The sequence below is a fragment of the Mesorhizobium sp. B2-1-8 genome (genome assembly GCF_006442545.2).
Lineage (GTDB): Bacteria > Pseudomonadota > Alphaproteobacteria > Rhizobiales > Rhizobiaceae > Mesorhizobium.
Genome location: NZ_CP083953.1, coordinates 86752 through 100776 on the forward strand (window position 1 = coordinate 86752; position 14025 = coordinate 100776).

Here is a 14025-nt window from a genome sequence, read left to right on the forward strand (position 1 = left end):
CTCTGATTATTCGGCTGCGGCCGGATGGATAGACGCGCCGCGCTCGGCGCGCTCGATATCGTGGAGAAGGCCGCCCCTGCGCGTATAGACCGCCCAGGTGATGGCCAGGCAGCTGACGTAGAAGATCAAGAACCCCCAGAGCGCGGCGCTCGGCCCGCCCGTCAAGGCGATCGAGCTGCCATAGCTCTTCGGGATGAAGAAGGCGCCGAAGGCTGCGATCGCTGACGTAAAGCCGGTGATGGCAGCGGCCTCCTTCTCCGCCTGCCGACGGCGCGTCTCTGCATCTGCCATGGGCATTAAGCGGCCCATCTCCTTGGCCATGATCACCGGGATCATCTGGAAGGTGGAGGCATTGCCGACACCGGTGGCGAAGAACAGCAGCAGGAACGCGGCGAAGAAGCCAAGGAATGCACCAGGTTGATCCTTGATGCCGATGAACCACAAAACCCCTGCTGCACCCGCGATCATTAGGACGAAGACCCAGAAGGTGACGCGCGCGCCGCCATATTTGTCCGCCAGCCACCCGGTGCCCGAGCGCGACAGGGCGCCGACAAGCGGGCCGAGAAAGGCGAACTGAAGTGCGTTGACGTCTGGGAACAACATTTTCGTGAGCAGCGGGAATCCGGCCGAATAGCCAATGAAAGACCCAAAAGTTCCAGTGTAGAGCCAGCACATGATCCAATTGTGCCGGCGCTGGAAGATCACAGCCTGCTCAGTGAAAGATGCCTTGGCCGAAGCGATGTCGTTCATGCCGAACCAGGCCGCAAAAGCCGAGATTGCAATAAACGGCACGAATACGAAGCCGGCATTCTGCAGCCACAAGGGCGCGTCGCCCGTCGGTCCCTTGACCATGGCCGGATCGCCACCGAACCAGCCGAATATCCCGGCGGTGATTGCGAGCGGCACAACGAACTGGACGACGCTGACGCCGAGATTGCCAAGGCCAGCGTTAAGCGCAAGCGCATTTCCCTTTTCCGCCTTTGGGAAGAAGAAGGAGATGTTGGCCATGGAAGAGGCAAAGTTGCCGCCGCCTAAGCCGCAAAGCAACGCAAGGATCAACAGCACGACATAGGGCGTGTCAGGATTCTGCACCGCATAACCGATCCCGACCGCCGGGATGAGGAGTGACCATGTCGTTAGGGTCGTCCAGAGCCTGCCGCCAAAGATCGGCACCATGAAGGAATAGAAAATGCGCAGTGTCGCGCCCGAGATTCCGGGCAGAGCGGCGAGCCAGAAGAGCTGATCGGTGGTGAAGGTGAAGCCGACGAGCGGGAGCTTGGCGACGACGACGGACCACACCTGCCAGATAGCAAACGAAAGGAGAAGCGCCGGGATCGAAAGCCATAGGTTACGCCTAGCGATCTGGCGGCCGCTTTCAGCCCAGAAGGCTTGATCCTCGGGACGCCAATCGGTGAGAGCACCGCCTGATCGGACTCCTATTGCGGGCTTGGGCATGCCCTGCATCTCGGGGAATGGCGGGAGCTTGGCGAGGGCTTCGCCAGCGACCCCGCGTTCCATCTGACGGATAGCGACGTGCATCCACAGCAGCGCACCGGTGACCAGGACGAAGAGCGCCATGAAGCAGCTCGTCCACAGGCCGGTGAGGTCAAGCAGCAAGCCGAACAGGATCGGCAGCAGGAAGCCGCCCAGGCCACCGATCATCCCGACGAGACCGCCAACCGAGCCAACATGGTCGGGATAGTAGACCGGGATATGTTTGTAGACCGCGGCCTTGCCGAGTGCCATGAAGAAGCCGAGCACAAATATCGTGATGACGAAGCCGACGAGGCTCATCTCCAGGTGGAAGGAGGTCGCGCCCTTGAGGCCATGGACCACATAGTCGGTCGGCGGATAGGACAGGATGAAGGTCGCCACGACCGAAACCAGGAACGTCCAGTAGAGCACGCGGCGCGCGCCAAAGCTGTCAGACAGGTGTCCACCATAGGCCCGAAAGAGGCTTGCCGGCACCGAGAAAAAGGCCGCGATCATGCCGGCTGTCTTGATGTCGAGGCCGTAGACGTTGATGAGATATTGCGGCAGCCAGAGCGCTAACGCGACGAAGGCGCCGAAGACGAAGAAATAGTACAGCGCGAAGCGCCAGATCTGCACGTTCTTCAGAGGCTCGAGTTCGAGCCAGGCGCTTTTCGGCTTTATGCCCGACCGCCGCCGCTCGACGATAACCGGGTCATCTTCCGTCGTTAGCCAGAAGATGACTGCCATGACCACGAGGGCCGCTGCCCATACCTGCGCCACGACCTGCCATCCAAAGGCAACGAGGACGAAAGGAGCGAGGAACTTGGTGACTGCGGCACCGACGTTGCCAGCGCCAAAGATGCCAAGCGCAATACCTTGCCTCTCCGGTGGAAACCAGCGCGACACATAGGCAACACCAGCCGCAAAGGAGCCCCCGGCTACGCCAACACCGAGGGCAGCCACCAGCATTTGCGGATAAGTGTGAGCGTAGGACAGCAGAAATGTCGCGACGGCGGCGGCGAGCATATTCGTCGTGAAGACGATCCGGCCGCCATAACGGTCCGTCCAGATACCCAGCACAACCCTTATTAAGGAGCCCGTAAGAATTGGCGTGCCGACGAGCAAGCCGAATTGTGTTTCGCTGAGGCCGAGCTCCTGGCGGATGCGAATGCCGACGATGGAGAAAATTGTCCAGACCGCGAAGCAGACGGTAAATGCGGCCGTGCTTGCGCCCAGGATCTGACCGGACTTCGGATACGCGGTCGTTTTCATCGTCGGCAGCCCCTTCGACAGTTGGTTTCTGGCGCGGAATCGAGTCCGCCTGAAGCCAAAATGGCCAAGCTGGCGTCCTGCAACATTGATCTAAATCAAAGACTGCTGTGACTTTTGTCACGAACGATGCAGCAGTGGTCGGGGAGAGCCCGCGGCCGAAGGAGACAATCTGTTGCATGGAATGACGAATAAGGAAGTAGAACCGGAGGCGTTGCCGCTGTTCCGAGCGTTATCCGTGTCCAACCGATCCGACCTGCTGCGCAATGCCATCGTCCACGGTGTGGCTTCCGGCACTGTTTTGTTCGATCAGGGTGACGTGCCGAACTTCCAGCTCATAGTGTTAACGGGATCAGCCCAATTATTTGGACGATCCACCGAAGGGCGTGAAGTATTGATCGAGGCCGTTCGGGCTCCTGACCCCATCATACCTGCTGCTGTAGTGACGGGTGCACCCTACCTCATGCAGGCACGCGTACCCGAGCCTTCGCGCTTTCTGTTGATTCATGCGACGGTGTTTCGTGCGGCCGTGGAGGCGGACCCTTTGTTAGCACAGGCGGTAATCGGAAGCCTCGCCCAACAATTTCGACGCATGGTCCGGCAGGTCAAGAACCTCAAGCTGAGATCCTCGACCCAGCGTGTCGGATGCTATGTCCTGGCTCTGTCGAAGCGGCAGGGCACGCCGGGCAGAGCCGTTCTGCCGTTTGAGAAGACACTGATCGCTTCGGAACTCGGCATAACCCGGGAATCCTTCTCGCGTGCGCTGTCGAGTCTCGGGAAGTCGGGCATCAGGGTCGACGGGCAGACGATAGCAATCCTTGACGCTGCCCGCGTCGCCGCAGAATGCAATGCTGACCCGCTTATCGACGGGTCAGATACGGATGATTTCTTGGTCTGATTGACCGAACTCGTAAATCGTTGTTTTTCGTTTGATCGAAGTCAACGCTTGGCAGTCAGTCCTGCAGTCTTCTCAACCAGCCGAGGAAGGGAGAAGAATGTGCTAACGGACAGATCAACGATCACTATCCTACTGTTGGATGTCTTTGCCTTCTGCGCTGTGCTGGCCTACGCCTCTTTCGAATCGCGTCATAAGTCGCGCAAACAGCGCCGTGCGCTGGTAAAAACGGATGCCGACGAGAAACATCGCCCGGAATTCAATCAAGCCGAAAGCCTGAAGCGCCAAATATAAGATGGCGGCCTGTTATCAGAGGGATCTTGAGGATTGGCCCTTGCTCATCCAGGTCCTGCCTGGGCGGTCCTGCAACGTACGAATGCCTCTTCAAGGTGGCCTGCCAGATGGTCGGAAAGTCCGCACCCTTGCTGCGCGTCAAATTGCACTCCTTGACGAGTCTGGACAAAATATCGGCCAATGAAAGCGACCTCCTCGAAAAGCTGCTGGATTTTCCAAGAACGTCGATCTCAGTCACACGCATTGACATCGATCAAATCGGTCGACATTTTTCCCTATAGGAGACTAACTCCGCTTCAAAATAGTCTCTTGGCTTGGCTGTCGTGCTTGCCACCACTGCGGAGCCTGGGACGAGCGTCCGAATTCTCATCGCTCATCATCGTTCTCCTTTTGCTCCTCACCCCAGCCTCATCCTGGCACAACAGGCGAACACCGCCACCGACACAATGGAAGCTCGCGTGCGACAGCCCTCGCCTTCGGTGCATTGACCATGTCAATGCTGGCGCTAGCACGCGCAGCCTCGGACCTTGGCAGCCGGTCCGAAGTCCATCATCTTGCCCCGGTACTGATACCTTGGCCGACACCGGACACTTTCTTCCCTGTCCGCCCTCGCACCTAGGAACTCCGTTCGGGACGGCATCGATTTCCTTTGTCGGCCTGCTGCCTGCCACGAAGCTTGAACTTGCGGCTATCTGGTCCGGGGTGCTGTGCTGGCAAGTGACGGGTCTCTATAGCCTGGCGTCTGGGCTGACGGGCGCTCGCGGCATCATCTGTCGACCTGGCTATGACGCTAACCGTCGCCGGCTGGCTTCTGTTCCTTCAGGCCCTGGTGACGCCGGCGTTGCATCATATTTGCGGTACGAGCATTCGACGGAAAGCAACCAAAAACAACCCGAAGGCGACAACCCACAGGGCGCTTGAAATGCTCGTTAAAAGAGCGCCGTAGCTGGGCAACATCTCGACCAGGAGGCGTGACAGGCAGCAGATCGTAATCGCTGCGAACGCCCCGGTCGCCGGAACCGAAGACACGAAGGCGCGGCGGCTCTGCTTGCGGATCATGCTCGCCATAATGGCCAGGGCCATCGTGCCGATGGCGCCGATAGTCCAGGCATGAATGGCGGCCGCCTGACCCAGGCATTCCGGCGCCAGAATGTGGATCGCAAGTAGTCCGAAACCCACGATGATCCAACCATATCCAATGTGAAGAGCCAGAACTGTCGATGACGCCACGCTTCGCCAGCCGTTCCATTGGGCGGCTCGCGTCGCCTGACCGCAGGCGGCAAGAGCGCAGGCAAGACCGGTGAGTTGCGCCTGCGGCGCAACAACCCACAAACCGAAGGCGCATGCCGCCATGACCGCTGCCACATACTCCAAAGCGGCGGAACGATAGATGAAGATCCGACCGCCGGCGCTCTCGACATAGGCCATTGTCAAAGCCGGAACGACCCGCCCTCCGATGATCATGACCAGGCCGACGATCGAAGCCAAGGCCAGCCGCAGTGCCAATTCTATTTGGTAGTGCGCTGCTGCCAGCATGTTGCCACTACAAAAGACAAGCAGCAAAAACAGTATCTTCAGGTTGCGGCGGTCGCGGCTGGCGATCACCCGTCCTGCCGCGATCAAGAGGAGCGTCAGAACCAAGAGCGCCGAGAGCGCAAGCCCGGCCGAATGCGATAGAAACAGGAAAGTCCCCCGGCTGCACAGCCATAGGGCAACCAGCAAGCGCGTGGTGAGCGGCGACACCGCACGTCGTCCTGTCCATCGGGGAAGCGCCGTCAGCAGAAAACCAGCCAAGATAGCTGGAACCATCCCGAACAGAAGCACGTCGCGATGCCAGTCGCCGGGAGATATCTCGGTCAGACCCAAGGACTGTATTCCGAACGCCGACGGCAGCCAAACCGCCGCGCCTAAAATCGCATCCAGCCCCGCGATAAGAAAAAATGACCGAAACGGCGCGGATGTCTGCTTCTGCTTCGCATTGAAAGCGAGCACACTCCCGTCAGTAGCCATGCAACAATTCCTCTACGAGAGGATGACTGACACGGCATCCTCGTGCTGCTTCACAGCCGGCAGAGTCGGCGGTCGGAAAACCTCAGTCCGAAGGCAATACTGTCGATGATCGGCCTCCGTGTTTGCTCCAGCGCAAACAGGCTGCGAAATGATCGATTATAGTCAAAGAAATTTTCGAGACTCGGCCGCTGCCTAGGCGCTGCGTCTGTCTGCGTCGCGGCTAGCCGCGAAACGTCTCTCCTCGCGCTGCGCCTGGCTCGGTCGGACGCCGCCGGATTGAATTGGCCTTGCGACAGGAGAGAACAAGATATGAAGCAGAACGTTCCTTTGAGTAGCATCGACGACGGCGCCCGGCGCTTTGCCGACATTGCAGTCGTCGACCGGCTGGCAAATTTGATCAGGAACGCCCGGCTCGATTGTGAGTGCCGATCCAGGCTCGACGAGACGCTTGCTCGATTTACAGCTCTGGAAGTCCGTCGCGCAGCACGCGAACATCTTGCCAACGCCCGCAGCCAACGCGAGCGCATTGAAGCCATTCTCTACTTCCTGCAGGATCTCGATGAGATGGGCGCAACCGAACGGGATCGCAGCGTCTTCATGGATCTCGCACTCTTGTTCGACGACATCGCGAGCACTGCAAAGGAAGGTGCATTTTCGATGCGGCAACTCAGTTTATCCACGGTTCAGGCACGGACATAGATGGTTCCGCTGGAAGAGCTGGTTAGAGCTGAAGCAGCCTCTACCGACCCGGTCCAACGATCGTCGACCAGAGCATCTGGGCTTTCACGAATCCTGGCCAGTTCGACTTCGCCTGCCTGATACCGGGACACTACGGCCTTGGAATGAAGGGCTCACTCAAGGTGACCGTGGACTGGGTTTCGAGGGTAGCCTACACGTTCGACATATCGCCTTGAGTTCGGCATCACTGCGCCGATTCAGGCTTTCCTATTTCGATCAGCCATTCTGGCGGGCCCTGCTGAAAACAAGCCCAACTGTATTCTGCGGCAAAGAACGCCTCTAGCTGACGCTTGAGTTTGCAAGGGTCGAAATCGACAATGACTGTGAATGTCTGGCCGGGTTTGAGCCCGTCGAACATCGACAAGATGGCGGACTGCTTCCTTTCAGGAGGAAGTCTCCGCACGTCATATGTCGCGCCTTTCGACGTCTGGAAGTTCATTGCAATCCTTGCCCGGTGAGCAAATCCATCAGGACGATCACGCGACGGCGACTTTCTGTTCGCCCCAACGCGTCAGCTTGTTGCCTGGGTCCACGCCGGCCCAGCTGACCAGCCGGGCAGCCATCTCGACCACCATTTCCTCAATCGAGGTCAGCTTGACATAGAATGGCGGCACTGGCGGCGCGATGATCGCCCCCATCCCCGCCAGCCGGAGCATCGCGTCAAGGTGCCCTTCATGCAGCGGCGCCTCGCGCGGCACGATGACCAACCGGCGCTTTTCCTTCAGGACGACGTCGGCGGCCCTGGTGACAAGGTTGTCGCCCAAACCGTGCGCCATGGCCGCCAAGGTCCGCATCGAACAGGGAACGACGATCATGCCATCCGTTCTGAAAGAGCCACTGGCAATGGGCGCAGCCAGATCCTGATAGGAATATGCGTGGTTGGCGGCAGAGGTCAGTTGGGCAAGGCCGTCGGTGCCCAGTTCATGAGCAATTGTCATGCGCGCACCCTTCGAGGCGACGAGATGCGTCTCAACCCCGGCCCTGACCAACTGACGGATGGTCTCTAGTGCGAGCACGGAGCCGGATGCACCAGTGACACCGACAATCAAGCGTTTGGTCATTCTTGCACCTGGGCGGTCGTTTGCGAAAAAATCTCGCTCCATCGCTGTGATACCTGCTCCTCAATGTGCGCTGACATCTTCAGCTCCTCTCCCCATTCGCGAGAGGTCTCGGATCCGATCTTGCGCGTTGCGTCGAACCCGACCTTTCCCCCAAGTCCTTCGAGCGGCGACGCGAAGTCGAGCTGGTCGATAGGGGTCCGATCCACCTGCATCAGATCGCGCGAGGGATCCATGCGGGTGGCAACCGCCCACATCACGTCCGGCCATGATCGAATGTCGATGTCGTCATCCACCACGACGATCATCTTGGTCATCGAGAACTGCGGCAGCAGGGACCAGAACCCCATCATCACGCGCCTGGCCTGTCCGGCATATTTCTTGGCGATCGAGATAACGGCAATCCTGTAGGAGCAGGCTTCCGACGGAAGCCACACGTCGACGATTTCCGGTATCTGTTGGCGCAGGAGCGGCTTGTAGACATCGAGCAGCGCCTCGCCGAGGACCGAGGGCTCGTCGGGCGCGCGCCCGGTGAACGTGGTCAGGTAATTTGCCCCGTCACGGACGCGAACGCGCTTGAGATTGAATACGGGGTATCGGTCCGGCGCGTTGTAATATCCGGTGTGGTCGCCGAAAGGTCCCTCCGGCGCTGTTTCTGTTGGAGAGACCACACCTTCGAGCACGATTTCTGCGCTGGCAGGCACGTGCAGCATGATGCTCTTGCACGGCGCTAACGCGACCCGGCGGTTGTTGATCATCCCGGATAGTGCCAGCTCCGACACGCCTTCAGGCGCCGGCATCACCGAGGCGATCAACGTGGCGGGATCGGCCCCGATGACGACCGCCACAGGCATTTCAAGGCCCCTCGCCTGCCATATGCGATGATGGGCGGCGCCACCTCGCATGGGAAGCCATCTTACGATCGCACGGTCTCGGGCCAGCACCTGCATCCGGTATATGCCCAGATTGTATGTGCTCGGGTCGTCTTCACCGGGTGGGCGAGTAACAACGACCGGCCACGTTATGAGGGGACCAGCGTCTCCCGGCCAACAAGTCTGGACCGGAAGAAGCGAAAAATCCGGGTCTGCATCCCGCCACTCTCCGGGTGGGGAGACGATCTTCGGCCGCGCCACGAGTGCGCCGCGCGCCGCGGGCAGCAACCGTCGGGCTTGACGAAGGTCCTGTGGGGCCTGAGGCGACCTCATCCACGCAAGGAGCGCGCCGAGCGTTTCCAGCCCATGGAGATCGGTACCCAAACCCCAAGCGACGCGTTCCCGGGTGCCGAAAAGATTCGCGACGACAGGAAGGGCCGACCTGACGCCGCGATCGTCAACAGGAGTAGTCAGGCGCAGCGCCGGGCCTTTCGAGGCAATCACCCGCCTGTGTATCTCGGTCAATTCGAGCCGTGTCGAAACAGGGACCCCAACTTCCTGTAGTTGCCCGTTCCGATCGAGGTACGAAAGGAACGAGCCGAGATTTGAAAACGAAGGGAGGCAACGCTGATGCATGGCGAAATCCGGCTCGACCGGTCCGTCGGCCTTGTGAATTCTGCCATGAGCGCTGACGAAGAACTTTGCGCTAGCGCAAAGAGTGATCGATCCGTCCGCGGTATTTTCCAAAGAACGGTTCTATGCAAGCCGGTCGCCCATCGATGTCGAAGGAGGGCGGACATCATCGGCGGCATCAGGCAAGAGAGGATTTCACATGGCTGGCAGCCTAATCAGTGACACCGTCGGAGCTCTGCAATCCGCAATTGCCCTTCTTGCGGACCGTCGTCGGAGCAGAGCGACAAGAAGGGAATTTTTGGCGCTCGGGGCGGATGAATGCACAGGCATCCTGGACAACATCGGCTTGACGCGAAGCGATTTCGACGACGCCATGCGGCTGCCTTACGCGTCGGAAGACATGCTGTCTTTGGCGATGCTTTCGATCGGCATCGATCCGGACAGGTTCGAGTCGCGGAAAATGGCTCGCAATCGCTTCATGTCAAGGACCTGCATCACGTGCCCGCACCGCCGCCAGTGTCATGATCACCTAGCCGCCTTCGATTTCGAAAGCCACTATCAGGATTTCTGTCCCAATAGAGATAATTTTGCAGAACTGCTCGGCGAAGGGCACAGCACCCTTTCCGCCGCAAAATCCTCTTGATCGGCCAAAACGTGCAAATGCTCCCGGGAAACACCGATGCAAGATTGCCAGCTGTCTTTCGCCTTCTTTTCCCGGTCATCGCCGGGGTGCCACTTGGGCCCCTGCTAACGCTGTCCTTGCGCTCCCTGGCTGGGCGGGAACCTCGACTGTTCGAGCGGCTGGGCGAACACCGTTCGGCTTGCTATTTCATCGACCCGATTGACCTCGCCTTCGCATTTACCGTCGTGCCGGACGGAGAGCGCTCAATCGTGAGTGTCGTGCGGAAAAGCGAGACCGCGACATCAAGCGTCCAGATCAGGGGACCTATTCTCACACTGTTGAGCCTGCTCGACGGCACGCTCGATGGCGACGCGCTTTTCTTCAGCCGGATCATCTCGATCAGCGGCCGCACGGAGGCGGTGCTCGCGCTCAGGAACACGATCGAGGATGCCGAGCTTCGCCCGGCGGATCTGCTCGGCTTGCGTGGCGCGCTGGCTCGTCTTGTCGATACGGGAATTCTCGGCGCGCTGGGTATCGCGCGCCAATTGGCCGATCCTAACTCCAGACGCAAGGCACCAGAGGCATGACAAGCGGACGCATGGAACTTGTCTGCCCGGCCGGAACCCCCGCTACGTTGCGGGCAGCCGTCCAGGCAGGCGCGGACGCAGTCTATTGCGGATTTCGCGACGAAACGAATGCCCGGAATTTCCCCGGCCTCAACTTCTCTGGGGAGGAACTTGCCGAGGGCGTACGTTTCGCCCATGGCCACGGCAGCAAGGTTCTGGTCGCCATCAACACCTTCGCGCGGGTCAACAACGTCGACCTGTGGAAGAAGGCGGCGGATACCGCAGCCGAATGCGGTGCCAACGCCATCATCGCGGCCGACATCGCTGTCCTCGATCACGTCGCCAAGAACCACAAACAGGTTCGTCTTCACCTGTCCGTGCAGGCTGCCGCCGCGACGCCGGAGGCAATCGGATTCTATGTGCACAGTTTCGGCGTCCGTCGCGTCGTGCTGCCGCGAGTCCTTTCGGTTCAGGAGATCGCGGCACTCAACCGTGCGATTGCAGTGGAGACCGAGGCGTTCGTGTTCGGCGGCCTTTGCGTGATGATCGAAGGCCGATGCTATCTCTCGTCATACGCCACAGGAAAATCGCCAAACCTGAATGGCGTCTGCTCGCCACCCGAAATGGTGAGCTACGACGACGAGTCGAACGGCACGGCGGCACGGCTTTCAGGGTTCACGATCGACCGTTATGAGCCAGGCGAGCCAGTGGGCTACCCCACTTTGTGCAAGGGCAAATTCAAGGCGGGCGGCAAGACCTCCTATTTGTTCGAGGATCCCGTCAGCCTGAACGCCGGCGGGATGATTGCCGGGTTGAAAGCCGCCGGCGTCACGGCCTTAAAGATCGAAGGCCGCCAGCGCGGCAAAGGTTACGTTACCGAAGTCGTGCGCGCCTTCAGGAAGGCGATTGACGCCGTCGAACAAGGCGGTGACGCGAGCGAGATCGATCGGATTCTTGCGCGGCAGTCGGAGGGCGCCCGGCAGACGACTGGTGCCTACAAGAAGAAGTGGAGATAGCACCGTGTCCGGAATCGCGTTGACGCTTGGGCCGGTCTTCTTCCATTGGTCGCCCGACCTCCTCTCGGATTTCTATCGCAGGATAGCGGACGAGGCTCCCATCGACAGGGTCCATGTCGGTGAGGTCGTCTGCGGAAAGCGGATGCCGTTTTCAGATCCCGCATGGCCTGAGATCATCGAGCGGCTGGAGCGTGCCGGAAAGGAAGTCGTTCTGTCAACGCTGGCAGCACCGGCGACCGTCCGGGAACGCAAAAGCATCGAGGATCTTTGCGCCGACGAGAGGCTGATCGAAATCAACGATGTCACCGCCCTGACGTCGCGCTCCGGCAAGCCCTTCGTCACCGGCCCTTTCCTGAACGTCTACAATGAGGCTTCCGCGCAATTCCTGATCCAGCGCGGCGCCCGAACGATATGCCCGCCTGTGGAATTGTCGCTTGCGGCCATTGGCGAGATGGCGCGCGCATGTCCCGAGGCGGAGTTCGAGATGTTCGCCTTTGGCCGGCTGCCGCTTGCGCTCTCGGGCAGATGTTACCACGCGCGAATTCACGGCCTTCACAAGGATTCGTGTCAGTTTACCTGCGAACGAGATCCGGACGGTCTTGCGGTCGACACGCTCGATGACCAGCAGTTCCTCGCGATCAACGGCGTGCAGACTCTCTCTAACCAGTTGCAGGCCTTCTGCCCTGAACCTGCGGATCTCACCTCCAGGGGAGTCCAACGTATCCGCCTGTCTCCGCACACATGCGACATGGTGGAGGTGGCGAAGACCTACAGGGCGCTCGTCGACAGGAAAGAGGATTCCGACGGCGCCCGCTTTATCCTTTCTTGTCTCGATCTGCCCGGCACCCTGGTCGATGGATACGTCTACGCCAAGCCCGGATGGCAAGCAAAGGCGTCAATCTGAAGAAGACAGAGGTCGAACGAAAAGGATGACTAAGATTGCAATCGTCACGGTGTCCGACCGTGCAAGCCGCGGCGAATACGAAGATCTTGGCGGGCCTGCAATCGAGTGCTGGCTTCGGCGTGCCTTGGCAACGCCCTGCGATTTCGTCCGCCGCGTTATTCCTGACGGATTGGAGAGCGTCCGGGATGTACTTGTCGAGCTTTGCGACCGACGCGGTGTCGATCTTGTCCTTACAACGGGAGGAACCGGTCCTTCCCCTCGGGATCTCACTCCCGAAGCCATGCAGCAGGTCATCACCAAGGAACTTCTCGGTTTTGGGGAACTCATGAGGCAGGCCAGTTTGCAGCAGGCGCGCACGGCAATTCTTTCGCGTCAGACCGCCGGCGTGCGCGGCCGTTCGCTGATCATAAATCTGCCGGGCAAGCCAGCCTCGATCGATGTGTGTCTGAACGCCGTCTTTCCTGCCGTGCCCTACTGTCTCGAACTAATCGGAGCAGCGCCAATCATACCGGATCCGGCGATTTTCGGATGATCTCTAACCGACAGGGCCTTTGGAGCATCGGAGACCCAAGTGGCTTCTTGCCGCCTAAGCTCCCCTGCTTCGAGTCGCTTCAAGTAGTCCAACTCCCTTGAGGTGCAAAGATATCGGGTGCGCTGCTCGACCTGGAGGCGCGACCGTTGGGCGGTCAGCTACTCAACATCTCAAGGACCTGCACATGGCGGGCGAGGCGCTGGTGAAGAACCTGACGGCGGCGAAGAACCGGGCGAAGGCGCTTACCCTTCCCATCCTCAAGCGCCACAATGCCCAGCAGCTCAGGCAGATCGAACGTCAAATGGCTGCTGTCGAAAATGAGATCATGGCCCTCATCCAGGCCGATCACGATCTCTCCCATCGCTTCGACTCGATGCCGGGGGGCTCGGCAATCACCGCCTTCGCGCTTCTTGTCGAAATGCCCGAACCCGGCACGCTCGGCCACGCCAAGGCTGCTTGCCTGGCAGCCTCGCTCCAGTCGCTTGGCAGTCCGGAATGGACCGGCCGCGCCTTCATTCGCGGCGACCGGACCAGCGTCCGGCGGGCACTCTACATGCCCGCCCTCGTCGCCATCCGCTTCAATCCTGATCTGAAGGCAAAATACGCTAAATTGAAAGCCGCCGGCAAACCCTCAAAGGTCGCTCTCACCGCAATCATGCGAAAGCTCATCATCCTTGCAAACGCACTCCTAAGCGACCAGCGAAATTGGTCCCCAAATCTTCCTTGACCAACACGGTACTCCAGCGACGGTTGGCGGTCGTATCCAGCCGAATACATGCTCGTGGGCGGTGTGGCCCGCCTAGCACTGCAGGGAAGCCGACGCGATCGAAACCACGACATATGATTAAACCGGAGCTAGCGGGATAGGCCTTTAGTCGTTTCTGACAAAATATTCACGTGCGAGCAACAACTCTTCGTCATCAGGGGACATATCTATCGCCTCCACTTCAACGATGCGATTTTCTAAATTCTTATGACAAATATACATGATCAATCCAAAACAGTTCGACCTATTTCCTACGATTGACCATTCCAATCTGCATTCCAAAAACCGAACGATGTCGCGAAAGAAATCAACCCTCTCGAGACCGTTCCATTTTTTACTGCTATCGCAGATCCGTATCAAACTACGATCGTGAATAA

At 59.5% G+C, this 14025-nt stretch carries 15 protein-coding genes; 10 read left to right on the plus strand and 5 right to left on the minus strand.

The features are described 5' to 3' along the window. Positions 1–6: 6 nt before the first annotated feature. Positions 7–2745: a nitrate/nitrite transporter gene (locus FJ970_RS31565; protein ID WP_140763150.1), complete on the minus strand. Its 2739-nt coding sequence runs from the start codon at positions 2743–2745 to the stop codon at positions 7–9. A gap of 181 nt (positions 2746–2926) precedes the next feature. Here FJ970_RS31565 and FJ970_RS31570 point away from each other — a divergent pair, with 181 nt between their 5' ends. Continuing rightward, entirely contained in the window at positions 2927–3640 is a 714-nt protein-coding gene (locus tag FJ970_RS31570) for a helix-turn-helix domain-containing protein (RefSeq protein ID WP_140763201.1), read from the plus strand. Then, complete coding sequence (locus tag FJ970_RS31575; protein ID WP_140763153.1) at positions 3641–3931, plus strand: hypothetical protein; 291 nt, start codon at positions 3641–3643, stop codon at positions 3929–3931. 846 nt (positions 3932–4777) lie between these two features. On the opposite strand, the gene FJ970_RS31580 is transcribed toward FJ970_RS31575, so the two are convergent. Beyond that, on the minus strand, positions 4778–5941 hold the full coding sequence (locus tag FJ970_RS31580; RefSeq protein WP_140763156.1) for an NnrS family protein: 1164 nt from the start codon (positions 5939–5941) through the stop codon (positions 4778–4780). 309 nt (positions 5942–6250) lie between these two features. Between FJ970_RS31580 and FJ970_RS31585 the strand changes: the two genes are divergently transcribed. Both FJ970_RS31585 and FJ970_RS31590 read left to right on the plus strand, forming a co-directional pair. After that, a complete protein-coding gene (locus FJ970_RS31585; RefSeq protein ID WP_140763159.1) occupies positions 6251–6640 on the plus strand; it encodes a hypothetical protein in 390 nt (129 codons plus the stop codon). A gap of 74 nt (positions 6641–6714) precedes the next feature. Then, positions 6715–6855 (plus strand): plastocyanin/azurin family copper-binding protein, encoded by a 141-nt coding sequence (locus FJ970_RS31590; protein ID WP_227792349.1) that lies wholly within the window; start codon positions 6715–6717, stop codon positions 6853–6855. Positions 6856–6863: 8 nt separating this feature from the next. Here FJ970_RS31590 and FJ970_RS31595 read toward each other — a convergent pair whose 3' ends face one another. Genes FJ970_RS31595 through FJ970_RS31605 form a run of 3 tightly spaced genes read right to left on the minus strand, consistent with a single transcriptional unit; the run spans position 6864 to position 9245 of the window. Continuing rightward, entirely contained in the window at positions 6864–7118 is a 255-nt protein-coding gene (locus tag FJ970_RS31595) for a DUF2249 domain-containing protein (protein WP_140763162.1), read from the minus strand. Positions 7119–7155: 37 nt separating this feature from the next. After that, positions 7156–7740 (minus strand): UbiX family flavin prenyltransferase, encoded by a 585-nt coding sequence (locus FJ970_RS31600; RefSeq protein ID WP_140763165.1) that lies wholly within the window; start codon positions 7738–7740, stop codon positions 7156–7158. Then, entirely contained in the window at positions 7737–9245 is a 1509-nt protein-coding gene (locus tag FJ970_RS31605; protein ID WP_140763207.1) for a UbiD family decarboxylase, read from the minus strand. Before FJ970_RS31605 ends, FJ970_RS31600 begins: the two co-directional genes overlap by 4 nt. Positions 9246–9327: 82 nt before the next feature. Between FJ970_RS31605 and FJ970_RS31610 the strand changes: the two genes are divergently transcribed. From FJ970_RS31610 to FJ970_RS31635, 6 genes are all read left to right on the plus strand, one after another. After that, positions 9328–9885, plus strand: coding sequence for a hypothetical protein (locus FJ970_RS31610; RefSeq protein ID WP_227792328.1), 558 nt, complete (start codon positions 9328–9330; stop codon positions 9883–9885). Between the two features lie 17 nt (positions 9886–9902). Beyond that, on the plus strand, positions 9903–10451 hold the full coding sequence (gene ubiT / locus FJ970_RS31615; RefSeq protein WP_140763171.1) for a ubiquinone anaerobic biosynthesis accessory factor UbiT: 549 nt from the start codon (positions 9903–9905) through the stop codon (positions 10449–10451). Beyond that, positions 10448–11446 carry a ubiquinone anaerobic biosynthesis protein UbiU gene (gene ubiU / locus FJ970_RS31620; RefSeq protein WP_140763174.1) on the plus strand — a complete coding sequence of 333 codons (999 nt, stop codon included), beginning with the start codon at positions 10448–10450 and terminating at the stop codon, positions 11444–11446. Before ubiT ends, ubiU begins: the two co-directional genes overlap by 4 nt. Positions 11447–11450: 4 nt before the next feature. Then, complete coding sequence (ubiV, locus tag FJ970_RS31625) at positions 11451–12350, plus strand: ubiquinone anaerobic biosynthesis protein UbiV (protein ID WP_140763177.1); 900 nt, start codon at positions 11451–11453, stop codon at positions 12348–12350. A 25-nt stretch (positions 12351–12375) separates the two neighbouring features. Beyond that, on the plus strand, positions 12376–12882 hold the full coding sequence (gene mog, locus FJ970_RS31630) for a molybdopterin adenylyltransferase (RefSeq protein WP_140763209.1): 507 nt from the start codon (positions 12376–12378) through the stop codon (positions 12880–12882). A gap of 184 nt (positions 12883–13066) precedes the next feature. Then, positions 13067–13609, plus strand: a complete 543-nt coding sequence (locus tag FJ970_RS31635) for a transposase (protein ID WP_140763180.1) — start codon at positions 13067–13069, stop codon at positions 13607–13609. The last annotated feature ends 416 nt before the right edge of the window (positions 13610–14025 follow it).